Source organism: Pseudomonas sp. MWU12-2319, assembly GCF_023242525.1.
GTDB lineage: Bacteria > Pseudomonadota > Gammaproteobacteria > Pseudomonadales > Pseudomonadaceae > Aquipseudomonas > Aquipseudomonas gingeri_D.
The window spans coordinates 126,645-142,213 of the sequence record NZ_JALJES010000012.1 but is presented as its reverse complement, the minus strand read 5'-3'; the positions used below and the strand labels follow the sequence as shown (position 1 = coordinate 142,213).

Here is a 15,569-nt window from a genome sequence, read left to right as displayed (position 1 = left end):
AGGTTAAAAAAAAACCGCCTGATTGAATCAGGCGGTTTTTTCACGTCTGGCCCGTGGGGAAAGGTTACTGCTCCAACTTCGGTGTTTCCTGCCCCATGCAGCGTACCGCCTGCTTCTGGCTGTTCACCAGCACGCCGGTCAAGCCCTTCTGTTCGGTGTCGAACAGCACCAGCACCCCGTCAATGCACTGCGCGGTTTGTGCCGCCGGTTCCAGCGAGATCTTGTAATCCTCCCCGGGCACCGTCTTGAGCATGGTGAACTCGTTCAGCAGCAGCGCATCCTCCGGTTTGGCGAAATGCAGGTAACCGTAGTACCACAGGCACGCGACCGTACCGATGATGCTGCAGATACCGGTGAGGATCAGGGGAATGGCGTTACGTTCTTCAGTCATTGCGGACTCTCTGGTTCAACATTCGAATTCGGGACAGGCGGATAATTCGGGATCTCGCCCAGGCGGCGCAGGCCGTTGAAGTGCTGCGGGTCGTCGAGGTAACGCAGCATCACCAGGCGCCAGGTCGGGTCGCCGAAGGTCTGCACATGGCCGCCACGGGTCAATTGCAGCACCCGCGGCGGTGGCGCCGCCTGATACAGCTGGATGCCATTGACCAGCGGCACGACCGGGTCGTCGAGGCTGTGGAAAATCAGTTTCGGCACCCCGGTCAGGCGCGGCATGGCCTTGATCGCGCTGTCGCCATCGGGCACCAGCCAGGACAAGGGGATTTGCAGGGGCCAGGTCAGCCAGGACGACGCAAGGGCATCACGCCCCACCGAACGGTAGCTGGCCGGCGCGCCATCAAGTACCAGGGCCTTGAGCCGCGACTGGTATTCGGGATGGCGCTCCACCAGGTAATGCACCACCAGCGACCCGCCCAGGCTCTGCCCCAGGACCACCAGGGGTTTGCCCTGGACTTGCGGGGCCTTTTGCAGCCAGTCGAACGCCGCATCGATATCCTGGTAGACCGCCGGCAGGCTCGGTTCGCCTTCGGACACGCCATAGCCGCGATAATCGAGCATCAATACCTGGTAACCCTGCTCCGGCAACCACCAGCTGCCGCCCAGATGCCCGGACAGATTGCCGCCGTTGCCATGCAAATGCAGCACCGTGCCCTTGACCGCCACGCCGGCCTTGACCGGCAGCCACCAGGCGCGCAAGCGCACGCCGTCGGCGGTGACCAGGGTGACATCGCGGTATTCGAGGTGAGCCTTGTCCGGAGTGAACGGCAGGCCGGGATCGGGATAGAACAGCAGGGAACTGCAACCACCCAAGGTCAGCAGCAGGCAGAGCATGCCGAGGATTCTCATCCGTTTGAAGCCTCGCTAGATAAGGAGAAATGTCGCCAACCCTCACCTGTAGGAGCGAGCTTGCTCGCGATGGAGGCACAGGCACCTCGGGGCACCAGATGCCCCGCGTTATCGTTGACGACCATCGCGAGCAAGCTCGCTCCTACAGGGTCGGCGGTCAGAGGATATTAGAGTAATCCGCCTCGATCCGATCCAGGCTCAAGTGGTTCAGGAAGTTGCTGAAACACATCCAGGCCGACAGCGCATTCATGTCGCGGAACTGTTCCGGCAGGTACTTGGGCGGCACCACCAGGCCCTCATCCACCAATTGGCGCAGCGTACGCATATCCTCCAACGTGGTCTTGCCGCAAAACAGCAGCGGCACCTGCTCGAGCTTGCCCTTACGCACGGCCAACTGAATATAGTTGTAAACCATGATAAAGCCTTTGAGGTAGGACAAGTCTTTGGTAAATGGCAGCCCCGTCGGTGTCGAGCCACGGAAGATCCGACTGGCATTGCCATAGCTTTCCGCCATTTCGAAACCCTGCTCACGGAAGAACTCGAACACCTGGAGGAAATCCGCGCCCTGCTCCACCATGTCGATGGCCCGGGTACGGTTGGTCAGCTTGCGCAGGCGGGTCGGATAGGAGGCGAAGGCAATCACCTCCATCAGAATCGCCAGGCCTTCCTGGGTCACGGTCGACGACGGTGGGCCCTTGGACAGGAAGGTGCAGATCGGCTGGTTCAAGCCGTTCAGGGTGGTGCCGACATGCACCAGGCCTTCATGCACCTCCAGCGCCCGCACATCCCGCGAATTGAACATCGCATCGGCGCGGATCTTGATGTAGTCGGCACCCGCCGCTGCGTCGGCGACAATGCCGTCGGACTCGAACACCCGGATGGTTTCCTCGGCCTCGCCGAACACCTTGTTCAGGCGACTTTGCAGCATATCGACCGCCTCCTTGGCGGTCAGGGTCTTGGGCTCGTCCTTGAGATCACCCCGGCCGTCGATATTGTTCAAGTAATCGGAGAGCATCAAGCCGAGGTCGGCCAGGGTCGGATCACCGGCGTGGAACGCATCCGACGCGGCGCCGTACAATTCCTGGGAGATCAGGCCGAAATCCGCGGTGCCACGGGCTTCGAGCATCCGCACCACCTGCCGGTACTCGCGGCACATGCGGCGCATGATCTGCCCGACCGGGTTGAACTGGCCGAGCCGCCGGGTGACATCCCGCTCGATATTCTGGAACTCCAGCTTCACCGCGCCGGAGTCGAACGACAGCGGCCGCGAGGCGTAATAGTCGCGATCCACCGCCGGCATTTCCTTGCCCTTGCCCTTGAGAAACCCCTTGCGGATGTTCTCGTCCCACTTCACCGCGTCGAGCACGCGAATCGGCGTCTGTGCCAGCACAATGCGATCAGAGAGGCTGCGTATCGTCTGCTGGTAATCGTCCAAGGGTGACTCCTGAAGGTGATACCGGTGAATAGCCATGCACAGAGCCTAGACCGAGGCCAGCACCAAGTGCATGTAGCGCGAGAGGATCCCCAGCATGTCCTGTTCGGACTGGACCTCGGCGTCGTTGAGCAGGCCCTGATATTCCATCCGTCCGATAATCGCCGTCAACACTTTGGCATCCTGCTGAGGCTCTTTGGTACCCAGTACCTGGACAAACTGGTAGGCGCCCTGCAGGAGAATCTGTTGGTGCGAACGCACCAACACCGCCAGGCGTGGATTGAGCAGCGCTTCCTGACGAAACGCCTGCTCAGCCATCAGGTGCTCGCGACGGTTGTGCAGTTGCCGCTGGATGTAGTCGACAATCATATGGGCGATGTCGTCAGCCACTTGCGCCCGCGAGGCCGCACTGCCGTCACCGTAGGCGACCATTTCCCGCAATATGCCTTCGGTGTTTCCCCACAGCTTGGCCATGAAGGCCGCACTGCGCTCGACATACTGGGCGAAGGTATCGGTGAGCAGGTCATCGATATCCTTGAAGTAATAGGTAGTGGCCGACAGCGGCACATCGGCCTCGGCGGCCACCGCGCGGTGCCGCACCCCACGCACACCGTCGCGCACGACAATGCGCATGGCGGCGTCAAGAATCGCCTGTCGTCGTTGCTCGCTTCCCTGTCGACTGGCCTTGCGCCCTTGATACTGAACGCTCTCAGCCACCGCCGTAGCGACGCCAGCTGCTCCCTTTTGCGCCATTGCACGCTCCACTACCGGTCTTCCTCTCTTGTAATAATCTGAAACATCAGTACCAATAGACAATAAAAAAGCCGCCTTGTGAGGGCGGCTTTTTCAACAGCAATTTTATGCTTGCGGCCGCATGTGCGGGAACAGGATCACATCGCGAATCGACGGTGCGTTGGTGAGCAACATCACCAGGCGGTCGATACCGATGCCCTCGCCCGCCGTCGGCGGCATGCCGTACTCCAGCGCCCGTACGAAGTCGGCGTCGTAGTGCATGGCTTCGTCGTCGCCGGCGTCCTTCTCGGCCACCTGGGCCTGGAAGCGCTCGGCCTGGTCTTCCGCGTCGTTCAACTCGGAATAGGCGTTGGCGATTTCACGCCCGCCGATAAACAGCTCGAAACGGTCGGTGACGTTCGGGTTCTCGTCATTGCGACGGGCCAGCGGCGAGACTTCGAACGGGTACTCGGTAATGAAGTGCGGCTGTTCCAGCTTGTGCTCGACCAGCTCTTCGAAAATCATCACCTGCAGCTTGCCCAGGCCTTCAAAGCCGAGCACCTTGGCACCGGCCTTCTTGGCGATCGCGCGGGCCTTGTCGACGTCCTGCAGGTCGGCGGCGGTCAGCTCAGGGTTGTACTTGAGGATCGAGTCGAACACCGACAGGCGCACGAACGGTTCGCCGAAGTGGAAGACCTTGTCGCCGTACGGCACGTCGGTGCTGCCCAGAACGGCCTGGGCCAGTTCACGGAACAGCTCTTCGGTCAGGTCCATGTTGTCTTCGTAGTCGGCGTACGCCTGGTAGAACTCCAACATGGTGAACTCAGGGTTGTGCCGGGTCGACACGCCTTCGTTACGGAAGTTGCGGTTGATCTCGAACACCCGCTCGAAGCCACCGACCACCAGGCGCTTGAGGTACAGCTCCGGCGCGATGCGCAGGTACATGCCCATGTCCAGCGCGTTGTGGTGGGTTTCGAACGGCTTGGCCGCGGCACCACCGGGGATGGTCTGCAGCATCGGCGTTTCCACTTCCATGAAATCGCGCTGCATCATGAAGTTGCGGATATGGGCGATGACCTGAGAACGCACGCGGAAGGTCTGGCGCACTTCTTCGTTGACGATCAGGTCGACGTAGCGCTGGCGATAGCGGGTTTCGGTATCGGTCAGGCCGTGGTGCTTGTCCGGCAGCGGGCGCAGCGACTTGGTCAGCAGGCGCACGTCGGTCATTTCAACGTACAGGTCGCCCTTGCCGGAGCGGGCCAGGGTACCAACGGCGGCAATGATGTCGCCCAGGTCCCAGGTTTTCACCGCGGCCAAGGTCTCTTCCGACAGGGTCTTGCGGTTGACGTAGACCTGGATGCGCCCGGACATGTCCTGGATCACCATGAACGAGCCACGGTTGAGCATGATGCGACCGGCAACCTTGACCGGGATCGCCGCCTCAGCCAGCTCTTCCTTGGTCTTGTCGGCGTACTGTTTCTGCAAGTCTTCGCAGTAGGCGTCGCGACGGAAGTCGTTGGGGAAGGCCTGACCCTTGGCGCGCTCGGCAGCCAGCTTTTCCTTGCGCAGGGCGATCAGGGTGTTTTCTTCCTGTTGCAGGGCTTGCGGGTCGAGTTGTAGGTCGCTCATGTCTTTAGATTTTCCATCACAGGTTCGTTGCCCCCGGCCTTCGGCAGGGGTTCACGGCAGGCGGCGCGCCTTGGTGCGCGCCGTCGCCGCAGTGCCTTAAAGCCCTTGCTTGAGGCTGGCTTCCAGGTATTCGTCGATATCGCCGTCCAGCACCTTGTCGCAGTCGCTGCGTTCGATGTTGGTGCGCAGATCCTTGATCCGCGAGGCGTCGAGTACGTAGGAGCGGATCTGGTGACCCCAGCCGATATCCGACTTGGTGTCTTCCAGGGCCTGGGAAGCGGCGTTGCGCTTCTGCACTTCCTGTTCGTACAAGCGCGCCCGCAACATTTTCATCGCGGTGTCTTTGTTCGCGTGCTGGGAACGTTCGTTCTGGCAGCTGACCACGGTGTTGGACGGTACGTGGGTGATCCGTACGGCCGAGTCGGTGGTGTTGACGTGCTGACCACCGGCACCGGAGGAACGATAGGTATCGATCCGCAGGTCTGCCGGGTTGATTTCGATTTCGATGTTGTCGTCGATTTCCGGGGAGACGAACACCGCCGAGAACGAGGTGTGACGACGGTTGCCGGAGTCGAACGGGCTCTTGCGCACCAGGCGGTGCACGCCGATCTCGGTGCGCAGCCAACCGAAGGCGTATTCGCCCTTGATATGCACGGTGGCGCCCTTGATCCCGGCGACTTCGCCGGCGGACAGTTCCATGATGGTGGCGTCGAAACCGCGTTTGTCGGCCCAGCGCAGGTACATGCGCAGCAGGATGTTGGCCCAGTCCTGGGCTTCGGTGCCGCCGGAACCGGCCTGGATATCCAGGTAGGCGTTGTTCGGGTCCATTTCGCCGCTGAACATCCGGCGGAATTCGAGTTTCTCGAGGGCGGCGCGCAGGCGTTCGACTTCAGCGGCGACGTCATCGACGGCACCCTGGTCTTCTTCGGCGGCGGCCATTTCCAGCAGGTCGCGGGCATCGCTCAGGCCGCTGGACATGTCGTCCAGGGTCTCGACGATCAGCGCCAGCGCGGAACGCTCGCGGCCGAGGTTCTGGGCGTATTCGGGGTTGTTCCAGACAGCTGGATCTTCAAGCTCGCGATTGACCTCGGTCAGGCGCTCATGCTTTTGATCGTAGTCAAAGATACCCCCGAATGGTTTCGGAGCGCTCGGACAGGTCCTTGATACTGTTAAGGATCGGGTTGATTTCCATGGCGGGCAGCACTCGTCGGTGAACTTTTGAAAGCCGACGAGTATAACCGAGTTGCACGCGTCCCGGCAGCCCGCTTGGCGGGGTGATTTCAGTTTTCGCCGCGAAACTTCTGCGCCAATCTGGCCAGGTATCGCATCAGCTTCTCTTCCCGCGCCCTGGCATGCCCATCGGGATACAGGACCGCAAGATGACAGTAACGATGTTCTTCCAGCTCTCCGCGCACATAAACAAGAGCGGCGTCCTTTTCCGGAGCGCCTCTACGACAGACTCGATCGATCTGAGGAAGGTTCTTGGGAAACTTTTCCGGCGGAAGCTTCAAGTGGATATGCATGAGGTTTGCATTAAACGCAGCTGCAGGCCAGACGTAGGGAGCGTCGCGCCCAAATCGATCTGAAGGAATGCCTGTCTGCTTATAGGTAACGAAATCATTCAGTAGAGCGGTGTCCAGTCCTGGATAATCCTTTAGAACATCCAGAAAAGCTCGCGGTAGGACTCCGGATGAAAGATGGCTGACGCCCTGGACATCAGGCGTTAGCCAACTCAATCAGCCTCTGGGTGGAATGCTCGGCCAATGCGCGCAGCCCTTCTCCATCAGCAGTACTTTCAAAGGATTCCGGCACTGTCAGCATTTGAGAGAGCAGGCTGTGGGTAATCGCCATTTTCTCCCTTGCACGAGCCATGGACCGACGAAGATCCATATGAACCTCGGCCAACCCCTCCGGGACAATCGCACTGCGTAGCGTCAGTTCCATGCCGCGAAAGCTGTCCAGATTCCGCCCCAGATCTTCAAGTTTTGCTTGAGCATCCAGTCCTTCAGGAGTACGGGCCGGATCTCTGGCAAGCATGTCTTTGATGATGCTTGCGAACCCGTTTTCTACCTGTTTCGCCTTTTTTATCAGCCTGTGAATTTCAGTGGCGAGCTGGCCGGACTTCTGGCTGGCCTCATTTCTGAAGCCACTATCATGATCCGCAGCAGCCTGAACCGATACCGCCGCACCGTACCCACCGATCAACGCGAGCGCAGCCAATAGCAGCGATGCGGTGGGGATGCTGGGTGGTGATTCAGGCTTCATGTTGAAATACCCGTTCAAGGAGCGGTCTGCTCAAAAGTATTTTGGTGTGCAATTATTGTACAGCATCACACCGTATCGTGATATTTCAGCAACCCTCCACCTGCTTAAGCCCCCCCAGCAGTAGCACTTTCACTTCTTCTGGCAAAATGTTCTGCTACTGCGTCAGTCTTTTTAACCTTGAAATGTAAGGTATTTCTGTTTTTTAACAGACCTATTCAACGCACCGCCGAGGACAAGCAGACTCCCCCCTTACCGCTTGAGTAAGGGACTACGAATGTTCATTTCAGCGCCGTTAAACCGCTTTACCCTGACCCTCCCGGGCCTTGCCCCTGAACTCCAGGTGCTGGCCTTCAAAGGCAGTGAAGCCATCAGCCAGCCCTATCGCTTCGAACTGGAACTGGTCAGCCGCCGCCCGGACCTGAACCTCGACGAGTTGTTGCACCAGCAGGGCTTTCTCGCCTTCAACGATAGCGGCGCGGGTATTCACGGCCAGGTCTACAGCATCGGCCAGGGTGATACCGGCCAGCGCTGGACCCACTATCACCTCACCCTCGTGCCGCAACTGACCTACTTGGGTCATCGCTTCAACCAGCGCATCTTCCAGAACCAGACCGTACCGCAGATCATCGCCCGGGTGCTCAAGGACCACGGCATCCTCGGCAACGCCTTCAGCTTCAATCTCGCCACACCCCTGCCCGCCCGCGAGTACTGCGTGCAGTACAACGAATCCGATCTGGATTTCATCCAGCGGCTGTGTGAGGAAGACGGCCTGCACTACCACTTCCAGCACAGCCCGGCCGACCATCACCTGGCCTTCGGCGATGACCAGACCTTCTTTCGCCGGCTGTCCACTGCCGTGCCCTATGTGCCGGACAGCGGCACCGTGGCTACGACCGCGAGCATCAAGTCCTTTGACCTGCGCCTGGAGACCCGCAGCAGTCATGCGGCCTTGCGTGATTACGACTTCGAGAAGCCGCATACCTTGCTGGAGCGGACGACCCACTGCTCGGATTCACTACCGAAACCCGTGTTGGAGGACTATCGCTATCCTGGCCGCTTCAAGCATGACGACGCTGGTAAACGACTCAATCGCCGCCAGTTGGAGCGCCATCGCGCCGACTATCGACAGGCTTCGGGCAAGAGCAATGCGCCACAACTGGCCAGCGGTCATCTCCTGACCCTGAGCGACCATCCACAGCCTGACTGGAATGATCTCTGGCTGCTGACCCACCTGACCCATGAAGGCAAACAGCCGCAGGTCCTGGAGGAGTCGGCACCGATCCCGAGCGTTGCCGACAGCGATTTCCGCCAGGGCTATCGCAACAGCTTTCTCGCCACGCCGTGGGATGTGTTCTTTCGGCCGCCGCTACAGGTGCGCGAATCCCGTCGTCTGAATGCCCAGACCGCTATCGTCAGCGGCCCGCCTGGCGAAGAAATCCACTGCGACGAATATGGCCGGGTGAAGGTGAAGTTTCACTGGGACCGTTCCGACGAAACCGGCGCCCACAGCAGTTGCTGGTTGCGGGTGGCGTCCGGCTGGGCCGGGCCGAGTCATGGCGCCGTCACCCTGCCCCGTGTCGGCATGGAGGTACTGGTGACCTTTCTCGAAGGCGACCCCGATCAGCCACTGATCGTCGGCTGCCTGAACAACGCGCTGCAGCAAGCGCCCTACCCTCTGCCTGCGCACAAGACCCGCAGTGTGTTCAAAAGCCAGAGCAGCCCCGGGGGTGGCGGCAGTAATGAGATCCGCATCGAAGACCTCAAGGGCCAGGAACAGATCTATGTGCATGCCCAACGGGATTTCGAGCAGCACATCGAACATGACCAGCATGTACAGATCGGTCATGAGCGGCATGAAAGCGTCGGTGCCAACAGCTACGCCGAGTTCAAGGCCGAAGAACATCATACGGTTCACCAGGATCGACGTTGCGAGGTGAAGGGTGATGATCATCTGACGGTGGGACAGAGCCAGCAGGTGAAAGCAGGAGTGGGTTATCTGGTTGAGGCTGGCGAGGAAATCCACCTGTCCAGCGGCTACAAGCTCGTGATGGAAGCCGGTGCCGAATTGACCCTCAAAGCCGGGGGCAACTTCATCAAGATCGATGGCAGTGGCATTACCTTCAGCCAGCCGTTCAACACTGAAGGCAGCCCTGGCGAGGGTTCGGGAGCGATGCCTTGGCTACCTGGGCAGACGGCGCCGATCAGAAAGCCGGCGCTGTCGCTGGACACGGTAATAAAGCAAGGCCTGGCACTGCGCGAGACAGCTTCGGGCGTTTGCGAGGTATGCGAAGCGGCGAAGAATAGCCAGGGGAGACAGCCATGATCGAGGCGATAAATCACCCCGGTTTCCTGCTGATAGAAGGGACCTGCCTCGATGCCGCCAGAGCCTGGTTTCGTCAGCACTATCCCAGCCATCAGGCCGTCTCCCTGCTGATCAACACGCCCTACGCGGCTATCGCTGATGCGGGGCCGTTTCTGCTGGAGACCCTACCGGGAAGCCCGATGCAGCGCGATTGGTGGCAAGGTGGTTCGCCCCTGGACCAGGGTGTCTGGCTGAGCTCGCGGCTATCGCCCGTCAAGCTGTTCGTCTCACTACAGCGACGCCTGAAAGTACATGGCGCCCAAGACCGCGAGTATTGGCTGCGCCTGGGTGATGCGGGTGCCCTGTTGCGAGCCTGGGAATCTCAAGCGCCCTGGCCGGCAGGCTTCTGGCACGGCGTCGATAGCGTCTGGCTGCGGCACCGGGGCGCGCCGCTGTGTGCCTGGAAAAACACCACCCCTGAACAGGACGCCGCACCGGCCAATATCGGTTTCGCAGCGCAAATCGTGTTGCCGCAGGCTTTGCTCTGCGCGCTGTCCGGTGAGTCCGAGGAAAAGGCTAATGTCTGAATACACCTTCAAACCCGGCACCTGCCCGCTGCTGGCGGCGGTATTTCCCCTGCGCTACGCCATTGGCCCTTCGCTGCCGCTCGACTTGAGTGGCCACAATGTTGCGCCCCTGAGCAGTCATTTCCCCGCGCTCGGCAAGGGTTCGGAAAACACCAGCGGCAAGCCGATGAACTACACCGCCCGCCTGCTACGCAATGGTTGGCTGTATGTCTGGCAAACCACCATCAACATGATGATCGAGTTCGAGGTGACCGGGGCACTGCTCAAGGAAACGTCACGCGGCGGCAGCGTGATCGACCCGCGTCACAAGCCTTTTTTCATGTTGCGGGCCGGGGCGCCGGCCATGATGGTCTGGTCGCCGATTCGCTGGAGCGATGCGCAATTCGACACGGCCAAGACAGATCCGGCCAGGCGCGAAAGCGTCATGCGCACGTTCACACCCGGCGTAACGCCTATGAGCGGGCCGGTCCAGAAGATCCATGAGTCCATCGGCGACTACATGGACCTCGATGGTTATGGTTGGAGCCAGGATCCCGTTGGCCAGACACCAGACTGGCTGAAGGCTCTTGAGGATATGAATGTCTGCGAGTTCCAGACCTATGCGGTGATCGACGATACCTGGGGTGTATTGCAGGATCTGGCTCGATTGCTCCAGGTGCAGATGGCGGCGTTCGAGGAGCGCCGCAAGGAGCGTAGCGAGGACTGGGCCATTGCCGGGTTGATTCGCTCGTTGAGCGAAAGTGATGAACAGGTTCGCAAAGTGCTGCCTGGCGCGACGCGCTATCACCTGCTGGAAAGGACCTGGAAAGAGCATGACGATGAAACCCAGGGCTACGAGTCGGACCTGCGCTATATCTCACAATTGTGGGGGGCGTGGTTCGACACCCTGAGCCTGAACAGCCCGGCGACACTGGCGACTGCTTGTGAGCATTTCGACATTACCCAGCCTGTTGCGCTGGAGGCATTGGGCGAAGAATTCGCCCTCGCGTGTGCCGGTGCCTCCAGCACCAGTTTTGGGGTGAAGACGCTGAGCAAGGCGCTCGATCCTGACAGGGCGACCGAGAAGCCCTGGTTGATCTGGGCTTTGCTCGGGCTGCCCAACCAACCTGGGCTTTCGGAGATCAAGCGGCTGATCGATACCGGGGACACCCTCAAGGACAACGTACAGGCTTTGCAAAAGCTGGGTATCAAGTTGGCGCAGGCGCTGAATATGAGCCTGGCATTCAACAAGAGCGCGGAGAACCTGGCGCTGCACAATCCGGCCAAGGTGACGGAGGAATTGTTCACGGTCCTGAGTCCGGTGCTTGCGGCGCAGATGCACAAGGCCACGGAGGCGCCCAGCAATGTTGCGCGGCTGTACATGGGGGCTGCGTTAAGTCGCAGCCAGCAACGTATCGATCTGGTGGCGGCCACACCGCAGCAGGTTGAGCAATGGCTGAACCATTTGGCGCAAGTCCCCACACAAGCGCCTCCCGGTACGCTGCCGTTGAAACCGGTAGCAAGTGCCGTGCAGGAAGCGTTGCCGTTCTTTCATCTGGTGCCGGCGGGGCAAGTAAGTGCTGCTGGGAAACCTCTGACTTCGGTTGCGGATTTGGCTCAACCAGAGAAGGAGCTGAAGAATCTGCTGAAAACGAGCAAGGAGGCACTGACGGAAACACCGTTGAAGTGTTTGGTGTTGGTGGTGGCGGGTGTGAGTTTTTTTTGGACACTAGATCAATACAAGAAGAACGCTTCAATAAAAAACACAATGAATTTGGCTGGGGCTGCAACAGGCATCGCCGCTGCAATTCTAGCGATCCAACAAAGCAATGCAGAAAGAGCATGGAAAGCGATCACTGAAACCACTGGAAAAAATTCACACACTTCCCGCGAGGCATTGGCAAAAGCACTCCTAAAGGGCTCGCAAGTTGCCTCCTCCTTATCACTGGTATCTGCCTTGGACGTTATTGTCTTTGGCATCGAAACGCTAGAGGCCTTCAAGGCTGGAGATATAGATACAGCATTAATCAACGCTGGATTAACCATTGCATCAGCAGCTAATTTCGCCCTATACCTGAGAACCTATAGGGCTTTAAGGACGGCACGCGCTGCGGTACTCGCTGGAGAGTTTGCCGCAATTGGCCGCGGGATAAATCAAGCCCCCCATATCGTCCCTAAACTTCTGGGGCTTACCCTACTAATTGTCAGCGGCGTGATTGCTCGTCTATACACTCAAGATATACCGATAGAAAAATGGTTAAAAAGCAGTCGCTTTGGCACCTACCCCGAAGCGTGGTCGGACAGCTACGAAAAATCAGCACTTGAGCTTCAAAAAATTCTATCCCCAGTCGCCTAGGCTTTTAATCAAACACTTACTTACCACAACACCTTATTAAAAACGAAACCGCGAAAACACAATGAATATAAAAGATCTTATTGAGCGAGCTAGAAATTTATATGGTGAGTCCCCTCACATCATTCTGAAAGCAGATGAACCAACAAACCATCCCCCTATGGAGCTCTTCGTCACCGACGAGCACACTGAACACTATCTGTCCCTTAGAAGTGGTGGTGAGTCAGGGCGCGGCGAAATAACGGGAGTGATTTTCTTAATATATACAATCCCCTGCCTGATCGTGATCGCTATCGGCCTCTATTATGGACATTTCAATAGCATATTTTTGCCGCTGCTGATCGGAGCAGGTGTCTTTCTTATTTCTTTTATTTTGGAGTGTCGTGCAAAACTCCCGCTTCCTATCATATTCAACAGACGCACACGAGAAATCTACTTTGATCATAACGGCCAACTATTTCACACTCCCTGGGATGACATCCAAGCCATCACTTATGACTTTACCATTGTGAGCCACCACGTAGGCGGATTGAATAATGCAGCTTTGGAGATATTGGTTCGCCGACTTGGAGAGCCAGAAAATGCTCTGATGGTTCCTTTGGGAGCCCCCATGGGTAAAGACCTGGACATGCAAAAGGGATTTTGGGAATACATACGAGCCTATATGAATAACGGACCTTGGTTTGACGAGCACGGCAACCATAGTGAGTCAGATACTTTCATCAGGGAACAATTGGCCAGCAATATACGACCCTCAGATTTTCTAGCTCATGAACGCCAATTGATTCTAGAAAAAAAGGCTGCCCTGGGAAGAAAAACTCACTTAACCCCAACAGACTATATCTCATTGATTGGCGACTTTTACCTCCACCCCACACACCTTATACAAGACTTTGTCTACGACACGGCCAAACGCCGAGCCCGCAACCGTTGGCCGGAAATTGTATTAGAGCGCCTGCGCCCCGATGGCCCAACCACACGATTGATTGATCTGGAACGTGAGCGTGGGCTGGATGTTTAACTCACACAACCTTTCAGGCCAACGTCGGCTCGTGTCGGAGCCGGCTTTATTGGTGATAAGACTCCCAAGATTTGCATCGCCAGAACTGACGCCTTCGCGGGCAAGCTCCGCTCCCACAGTATTTGAGTCGACCCCGGATATTGTGTACGACACAAAACCTGTGGGAGCGGAGCTTACCCGCGAAGAGGCCCTTGAGCCTTGCACCGCCCTTGCGGACGTCATCGCCAGCAAGCCGGCTCCCACACGGGTGATGTTTAGTCAGGAAACCAGGGCGCTGCGGGCTCGGTCGGTGAAGCGGCCCTGCATCGCGTCCAGCGCATCGCAGCCATCCTGCAACAGCAGGTAAGAGGCACTGGCGAAATGCTGAAGATCACGGTCGCAGGTGTTGCCGATGCTCATGCAGGTCAGGCTGTGGCTCAGGTCGCGGGCGGCCTTGATACGCTGGATGGCGCACTCATACAAGTCACGCACCGGGGCATCGAGGTTGAGGTAGAGAACAGGGACTTCGGTGAGATTGCTTTGTAGCGGGCGATATTGGGTCATCGATGAAAATCCTTACATAGAGGTATTTACGCTCCGTTAGGAATTTCGACCGGCTAAGATCGATCACCGATACATCGGTGACGACCGAACTATAGTCCAGCCGCTCGCCGAATAGTCGCCCCTTTTACACCTTGAAATACAAGCCACTGCGGATGCCAGCAATGGCGATTTGTCCGCATTGCCCACGAGATTGGTGGCTGGCTTGAGGGCCTCTTCGCTGGCAAGCCAGGCTCCTACAGGACCGAGGTGAACGGACGAACAGCGTACGACACAAGTCAAAGGAGCGGGGTAACCGAGCGACAAGCGCATCACACAAGCCAGAAACGATCAGGGCTCACGCACCGAATACACAGCCCCATTTCAATCCCCGCCTCAACCAATCCCCACCTGATTACGCCCACTGTTCTTCGCCGAATACAGCCCCTTGTCCGCCGCCGAAATCAGATCGCGACAGTTGCTGCCCTGCTGCGGTATCACCGTGGACACCCCAATGCTGACCGTCAGCACCGCCCCCTCGCTCGGCATATTGTGCGGGATCTTCAACCCCGCCACGGTCTGGCGCAGTTTTTCCGCCACCAGTCGCGCCCCACCTTGGGAGGTATTCGGCAGCACCAGCGCAAACTCTTCGCCACCATAACGCGCCGGCAGGTCCGACGGCCGGCTGCTGGACTCACGGATCGTCTCCGCCACCTTGCGCAAGGCTTCATCGCCGTCCAGGTGGCCAAAGCTGTCATTGAAGGCTTTGAAATAGTCCACGTCGATCATCAGCAACGACATCTGCGTCTGCTCGCGCTGCGCCCTTCTCCACTCCAACTCCAGGTACTCGTCGAAGTGCCGACGGTTGGACAACCCGGTCAAACCGTCAGAGTTCATCAAACGCTGCAGCACCAGGTTGGTGTCGAGCAATTGCTGCTGGCTGACCCGCAACGCCCGATACGCCGCATCACGCTGCAACAAGGTCATGTAGGAGCGCGAGTGATAACGAATGCGCGCCACCAGTTCGATATTGTCCGGTAACTTGACCAGGTAATCGTTGGCCCCGGCGGCAAAGGCCGCGCTCTTGATCAACGGGTCTTCCTTGGTGGAAAGCACGATGATCGGAATGTCCTTGGTCGCCGGGTGATTGCGGTATTCGCGCACCAGGCTCAGGCCATCGAGGCCGGGCATCACCAGATCCTGCAGGATCACCGTCGGTTTGATGCGGATCGCCTGGGCAATCGCCTGGTGCGGATCGGCACAAAAGTGGAAATCGATATTGGTCTCGGTGGCCAATCCGCGCCGCACCGCCTCACCGATCATGGCCTGGTCGTCAACCAGCAACACCATCGCGGCGTTTTCGTCGGTGGTCTTGAAATCATACAGCTGTAAATCATTCATACGCGGTCACCTGAAGTACTGCTTTCAAGCCAGGGCTGCTGACTATA

The 15,569-nt window shown here is 58.5% G+C and carries 14 protein-coding genes and 1 pseudogene; 4 read left to right on the top strand and 11 right to left on the bottom strand.

What is annotated here, in order from left to right; translation table 11 throughout:
* Positions 1-64 precede the first annotated feature (64 nt).
* The 9 genes and pseudogenes from M5C01_RS20135 to M5C01_RS20100 all read right to left on the bottom strand — a co-directional run bounded on the left by M5C01_RS20135 (position 65) and on the right by M5C01_RS20100 (position 7,360).
* Positions 65-391, bottom strand: a complete 327-nt coding sequence (locus M5C01_RS20135; protein ID WP_100942390.1) for a hypothetical protein — start codon at positions 389-391, stop codon at positions 65-67.
* Entirely contained in the window at positions 388-1,302 is a 915-nt protein-coding gene (locus tag M5C01_RS20130) for an alpha/beta hydrolase (protein WP_152740205.1), read from the bottom strand. Before M5C01_RS20130 ends, M5C01_RS20135 begins: the two co-directional genes overlap by 4 nt.
* A 47-nt stretch (positions 1,303-1,349) precedes the next feature.
* Positions 1,350-1,427, bottom strand: a pseudogene (locus tag M5C01_RS32980) (outer membrane lipoprotein carrier protein LolA); the annotation flags it as partial.
* Between the two features lie 32 nt (positions 1,428-1,459).
* The gene (locus tag M5C01_RS20125; protein ID WP_178129899.1) at positions 1,460-2,773 is read right to left on the bottom strand and encodes a flavohemoglobin expression-modulating QEGLA motif protein; all 1,314 of its coding nucleotides are present in this window, start codon (positions 2,771-2,773) and stop codon (positions 1,460-1,462) included.
* 9 nt (positions 2,774-2,782) lie between these two features.
* Positions 2,783-3,487: a TetR family transcriptional regulator gene (locus tag M5C01_RS20120; protein ID WP_103498376.1), complete on the bottom strand. Its 705-nt coding sequence runs from the start codon at positions 3,485-3,487 to the stop codon at positions 2,783-2,785.
* A gap of 105 nt (positions 3,488-3,592) precedes the next feature.
* Positions 3,593-5,095, bottom strand: coding sequence for a lysine--tRNA ligase (gene lysS, locus M5C01_RS20115; RefSeq protein ID WP_103498377.1), 1,503 nt, complete (start codon positions 5,093-5,095; stop codon positions 3,593-3,595).
* Between the two features lie 96 nt (positions 5,096-5,191).
* Positions 5,192-6,287 (bottom strand): peptide chain release factor 2 gene (gene prfB / locus M5C01_RS20110; RefSeq protein WP_103498378.1). Its coding sequence is split into 2 segments (ribosomal slippage): positions 5,192-6,214 and positions 6,216-6,287, totalling 1,095 coding nucleotides; the frame shifts between segments, so codons are not numbered across the junction.
* 88 nt (positions 6,288-6,375) lie between these two features.
* Positions 6,376-6,831: a type II toxin-antitoxin system YafO family toxin gene (locus M5C01_RS20105; RefSeq protein ID WP_248764381.1), complete on the bottom strand. Its 456-nt coding sequence runs from the start codon at positions 6,829-6,831 to the stop codon at positions 6,376-6,378.
* The gene (locus M5C01_RS20100; protein WP_152740203.1) at positions 6,812-7,360 is read right to left on the bottom strand and encodes a hypothetical protein; all 549 of its coding nucleotides are present in this window, start codon (positions 7,358-7,360) and stop codon (positions 6,812-6,814) included. Before M5C01_RS20100 ends, M5C01_RS20105 begins: the two co-directional genes overlap by 20 nt.
* Positions 7,361-7,634: 274 nt before the next feature.
* Here M5C01_RS20100 and tssI point away from each other — a divergent pair, with 274 nt between their 5' ends.
* From tssI to M5C01_RS20080, 4 genes are all read left to right on the top strand, one after another.
* Complete coding sequence (gene tssI, locus M5C01_RS20095; protein WP_152740202.1) at positions 7,635-9,683, top strand: type VI secretion system tip protein TssI/VgrG; 2,049 nt, start codon at positions 7,635-7,637, stop codon at positions 9,681-9,683.
* Positions 9,680-10,249 (top strand): DUF4123 domain-containing protein, encoded by a 570-nt coding sequence (locus tag M5C01_RS20090; protein WP_152740201.1) that lies wholly within the window; start codon positions 9,680-9,682, stop codon positions 10,247-10,249. Before tssI ends, M5C01_RS20090 begins: the two co-directional genes overlap by 4 nt.
* Positions 10,242-12,584 carry a toxin VasX gene (locus M5C01_RS20085; RefSeq protein WP_152740200.1) on the top strand — a complete coding sequence of 781 codons (2,343 nt, stop codon included), beginning with the start codon at positions 10,242-10,244 and terminating at the stop codon, positions 12,582-12,584. Before M5C01_RS20090 ends, M5C01_RS20085 begins: the two co-directional genes overlap by 8 nt.
* 61 nt (positions 12,585-12,645) lie before the next feature.
* A complete protein-coding gene (locus tag M5C01_RS20080) occupies positions 12,646-13,602 on the top strand; it encodes a hypothetical protein (RefSeq protein WP_178129898.1) in 957 nt (318 codons plus the stop codon).
* Positions 13,603-13,860: 258 nt separating this feature from the next.
* Here M5C01_RS20080 and M5C01_RS20075 read toward each other — a convergent pair whose 3' ends face one another.
* Positions 13,861-14,145, bottom strand: a complete 285-nt coding sequence (locus tag M5C01_RS20075; RefSeq protein ID WP_152740199.1) for a hypothetical protein — start codon at positions 14,143-14,145, stop codon at positions 13,861-13,863.
* A gap of 372 nt (positions 14,146-14,517) precedes the next feature.
* Positions 14,518-15,522: a PleD family two-component system response regulator gene (locus M5C01_RS20070; RefSeq protein ID WP_152740198.1), complete on the bottom strand. Its 1,005-nt coding sequence runs from the start codon at positions 15,520-15,522 to the stop codon at positions 14,518-14,520.
* Positions 15,523-15,569: the final 47 nt, after the last annotated feature.

Bases quoted from the DNA above. Each gene is read 5' to 3' on its own strand.
- M5C01_RS20070 (WP_152740198.1), bottom strand. From the start codon at position 15,522: ATGAATGATTTACAGCTGTATGATTTCAAGACCACCGACGAAAACGCC.
- lysS (WP_103498377.1), bottom strand. From the start codon at position 5,095: ATGAGCGACCTACAACTCGACCCGCAAGCCCTGCAACAGGAAGAAAAC.
- M5C01_RS20075 (WP_152740199.1), bottom strand. From the start codon at position 14,145: ATGACCCAATATCGCCCGCTACAAAGCAATCTCACCGAAGTCCCTGTT.
- M5C01_RS20120 (WP_103498376.1), bottom strand. From the start codon at position 3,487: ATGGCGCAAAAGGGAGCAGCTGGCGTCGCTACGGCGGTGGCTGAGAGC.
- M5C01_RS20085 (WP_152740200.1), top strand. From the start codon at position 10,242: ATGTCTGAATACACCTTCAAACCCGGCACCTGCCCGCTGCTGGCGGCG.
- M5C01_RS20125 (WP_178129899.1), bottom strand. From the start codon at position 2,773: ATGGCTATTCACCGGTATCACCTTCAGGAGTCACCCTTGGACGATTAC.
- M5C01_RS20090 (WP_152740201.1), top strand. From the start codon at position 9,680: ATGATCGAGGCGATAAATCACCCCGGTTTCCTGCTGATAGAAGGGACC.
- M5C01_RS20135 (WP_100942390.1), bottom strand. From the start codon at position 391: ATGACTGAAGAACGTAACGCCATTCCCCTGATCCTCACCGGTATCTGC.
- M5C01_RS20080 (WP_178129898.1), top strand. From the start codon at position 12,646: ATGAATATAAAAGATCTTATTGAGCGAGCTAGAAATTTATATGGTGAG.
- M5C01_RS20100 (WP_152740203.1), bottom strand. From the start codon at position 7,360: ATGAAGCCTGAATCACCACCCAGCATCCCCACCGCATCGCTGCTATTG.
- tssI (WP_152740202.1), top strand. From the start codon at position 7,635: ATGTTCATTTCAGCGCCGTTAAACCGCTTTACCCTGACCCTCCCGGGC.
- M5C01_RS20130 (WP_152740205.1), bottom strand. From the start codon at position 1,302: ATGAGAATCCTCGGCATGCTCTGCCTGCTGCTGACCTTGGGTGGTTGC.